Source organism: uncultured Caballeronia sp., from assembly GCF_964243625.1.
Lineage (GTDB): Bacteria > Pseudomonadota > Gammaproteobacteria > Burkholderiales > Burkholderiaceae > Caballeronia.
Genome location: NZ_CAXTGZ010000614.1, coordinates 1 through 3,599, shown reverse-complemented (window position 1 = coordinate 3,599; position 3,599 = coordinate 1). Strand labels below are relative to the sequence as shown.

3 protein-coding genes are annotated in these 3,599 nt (G+C 60.9%); all 3 read right to left on the bottom strand.

The window, feature by feature from the left end; translation table 11 throughout:
- The coding region (locus tag ACFFAR_RS28015) for a sigma 54-interacting transcriptional regulator (RefSeq protein WP_375508893.1) at positions 1-1,019 on the bottom strand (1,019 nt) is incomplete at its 3' end.
- 233 nt (positions 1,020-1,252) lie between these two features.
- A complete protein-coding gene (locus ACFFAR_RS28010) occupies positions 1,253-2,764 on the bottom strand; it encodes an aldehyde dehydrogenase (protein WP_375508892.1) in 1,512 nt (503 codons plus the stop codon).
- A gap of 14 nt (positions 2,765-2,778) precedes the next feature.
- A partial coding sequence (locus tag ACFFAR_RS28005; protein ID WP_375508891.1) for an MFS transporter occupies positions 2,779-3,599 on the bottom strand: 821 nt, incomplete at its 5' end.

Below are 3,599 nucleotides of genomic sequence, written 5' to 3'. Positions count from 1 at the left end.
CCGCGCAGTTTCCGGCTCGCTTCCTTCTTGAAGCGGTCGAGCATGTGCTTCGCCAGCAATTCGATGTCCTTGCCGCGTGCGCGCAACGGCGGTTCGTCGAGTTGCAGGACGCATAAACGGTGATACAGGTCGGCGCGAAAGCGCCCTTCGATCATCGCGGTTTGCATGTCCACGTGCGTGGCCGAAATGATGCGCACGTCCACGGGTGTCGACCCGTGTCCGCCAAGCCGTTCGACCTTGCGCTCCTGCAGGAAACGCAGCAGGCTCGCCTGGCTTTCGAGCGGCAGGTCGCCGATTTCATCGAGGAAAAGCGTACCCCCGTTCGCCGCTTCCACCCGTCCGATCTTGCGTTGATTCGCGCCGGTGAACGCGCCGCGCTCGTACCCGAACAGTTCCGATTGCAGCAGATGCGCGGGAATGGCGCCGCAGTTGATAGCGACGAACGGCTCATCTCGCCGGGTCGAGCGTTCGTGAATGGCGACTGCGGTCAGTTCCTTGCCCGTGCCCGATTCGCCCGAAATGAAAACGGGCGCATCGGTCATCGCGACCTTGCGGATCGAGCGGAACAACGTAAGCATGGCCTCGCAGGATCCGACCATCTCGCCTTCGGGATGGCCGTCGTGTACGTCATTCGATGTATTCACCTGCAACGCCACCATACCGAGCGCGTGGCCGACGGCATCGACTACGCGGTCATCCGAGGTGGGCAGCGTGATGTAGTCGAAGCAATAATCGCGAATCAGGCCGCGCACGGTCGCGTCTTCCAGGTCTTCACGATGGCCGAGCGCAACCCAGCCTGTCATCGAACTTGCCAGAAGTTCGTGAAGGTAACGCAGGTCCGCCGGAAATTCGAGCGACGAAAAGTCGAGAATCCCCGCCGACGGTTGCCGCGGCCCTGCTTTGGGTACCGAACCCGGTTCGAGCACCTCGACTTTCCACGCACGTTCCTTCAGGCGCGCCCGCAAAGGCGGGTGCAGCGTGCGTCCTACGTAGTAAAGCGGCCTTTTTTCCCCGTGCATGGTTTTCTCTCATTGCTTTATTTGTATGACGTAGTATGCACGCTGCAAGCGGGTCCGAGTATCCGGGGCAAACGTTAAACCGGTTTTGATTCTTTAGATCAATTTAGAAACTTGATATAAACAGTTGAGGCATGTATTGCCGTTGCAGGCTCACGAATCAGCGGGGATAGGAAAAATATGCAGAAATGGCCGGTAGCAAGACCGGCCATCTCTTAAGTTAAATTGTCGCCTGATTAATTAAGGCGCTTGAGCTGGCCGTCATCGGCATACCAGTCGACCGTGACGCCGCTCGTGTTGACCGTCACCGCACGCGGCTCACTGAACTGATCGAACGATTCGATCCCGGTCTCCCGCCCTACCCCGCTGTTCTTGAAGCCGCCCCAAGGCGAAGCCGGGTCCAGCCGGTGGTGATCGTTGATCCAGACCATCCCGAACACCAGTTTGCTCGCCACGCGGTGGGCTCGCGCCACGTCGAGCGTCCACACGGACGCCGCAAGACCGAACTGAGTGTCGTTGGCAATGCGCAGCGCATCCGCTTCGTCCTTGAAGGGCATGATCACCGTGACTGGACCGAACACTTCGCCCTGGCCGAGTTCCGATTTCGGATCGACGTCGTAGAACGCGGTGGGTTGCAGGTAGAAACCTTCGCTGAGATGCGCGGGAATGCCGCCGCCCGCAAGCAGCTTCGCGCCGTCGGCAATGCCGCGTTCCAGCATGCCGAGAATGCGCGCACGCGAGCGTCCGGAAATAACCGGTCCCAATTGCGTGTTCAGATCGGCGGGATTCCCGACGCGAATCGCCTCGACCTTCGCGCGGAATTTCTCCAGGAACTTCTCGTAGATGGTTTCCTGCACCAGCAGGCGCGCGCCGCACACGCACGTCTGCCCCGCTCCGATAAACGCCGCGAACGCCGCACCGTTCACCGCGCGATCGATGTCCATGTCATCGAACAGGATCACCGCGCCCTTGCCGCCGAGTTCGAGCGTCGTCAGCGCAAAGGTCTGCGCGGCCGCTTCACCGATCGAGCGACCGACCTCCGTGCCGCCCGTGAACACGACCTTTGCAATCAGCGGATGGCGCGCGAGCGCGGCGCCTGCTTCCTTACCCTCGCCGTTGATCACGTTCACGACGCCGTCCGGAACACCCGCCTGCTGCAATAAAGCAACGAGGCGAACGGTGGTGAGCGGTGTCTGCTCCGACGCCTTGATCACGACGCTGTTACCGGTCGCAAGCGCAGGCGCCAGGCTCTTCGACAGGATCATCAGCGGATGATTGAACGATGTCATCAACGCACACACGCCGAGCGGCACGCGCTGCGTATAGCAAAGATACGGCCCTTCGATAGGAATCACATCGCTGCGGCGCGTGAGTGCAAGCGCGGCGAAGTATCGGTAAAACTGCGGCAAACGCGATATCTGCGCACGCGTTTCGACGATCGGCCGGCCGTTGTTGAGCGTCTCCAGCTTGTAGAAGTTTTCGAGGTCGGCTTCGAACAGATCGGCAAACCGGTTCATCACGCGCGCACGTTGCTGGAACGGCATGTCGCGCCATACGCCGCTTTCAAACGCGTTGTGTGCGCACTGCACCGCGCGGTCGACATCCTCGGCAGATGCCTTCGACAGCGTGCCGATCGCCGCGCCATCGGCCGGATTGATGATGTCCATGGTCTCGCCCGAGGCGGCGTCGACGAACTTCCCGTCTATGAACAACTGCGCGCTCAGGAACTGCTTGTTCACTGCATCCATCTTGCTTTCTCCGTTTACTTGAGCGGGGACACCCGCGTATCGGCGCCGACATCGAGACGCGCGGGGGCGTCCGTCGGCTGAATATCTTCCAGGCGCTGGCCGGTCGGTTCCACACCGAGCCATGCCACCACCACGATCTGAATGGCCAGCAAGCCGATCATCAATGCGAGCACGCCGACTACGCCGTAATGCCCGAAGAGCGCCACAACAATAAACGGCGTGACGATGGTCGCACCCCGGCCAAGCGTATTGCATATGCCCGACGCCCGCAGGCGCACTTCAGTCGGGAATAGTTCGGGCACGTAGATCGCGAACAGCAGGGCGACCAGCACATAAATGGGGATCACGAGCAGCAGCCCGACGACCGGCAACATGACCGGGTTGCTCACGAACGGATAAATAGCGCCGAAGATGATCGCAAGGAAAGATGCGCCGATGATGGTGGGCTTGCGGCCCCACCGGTCGGCGGTCAATGCGCCGATGCCCGAACCGATGGGCGCACCGATCGACATCACGAGCGCATAGCCGAACGACTTCGCAATGCTGAAACCCTGATGAACGAAAAACGTGGGCAGCCAGGTAACGAAGCCATACAGCAAGGTGTTGATCACCACCAGCGTCACGCATCCAACGATCATGCGCGGCAACATCGCCCCGGTAAAAAGCGAGCCCAGCGCACGCGAGGGCGCAACGGAAGGCTTCGGCGATGGCGCGGGCAACGTGCCGCCGTGTTCGGCCTTCACTTCCGTTTCGATCTTCGAGAGAATTGCTTCGGCATCCTGATGGCGCCCGATCGACTCCAGCCAACGCGGGGACTCCGGCAGCGATTTACGCG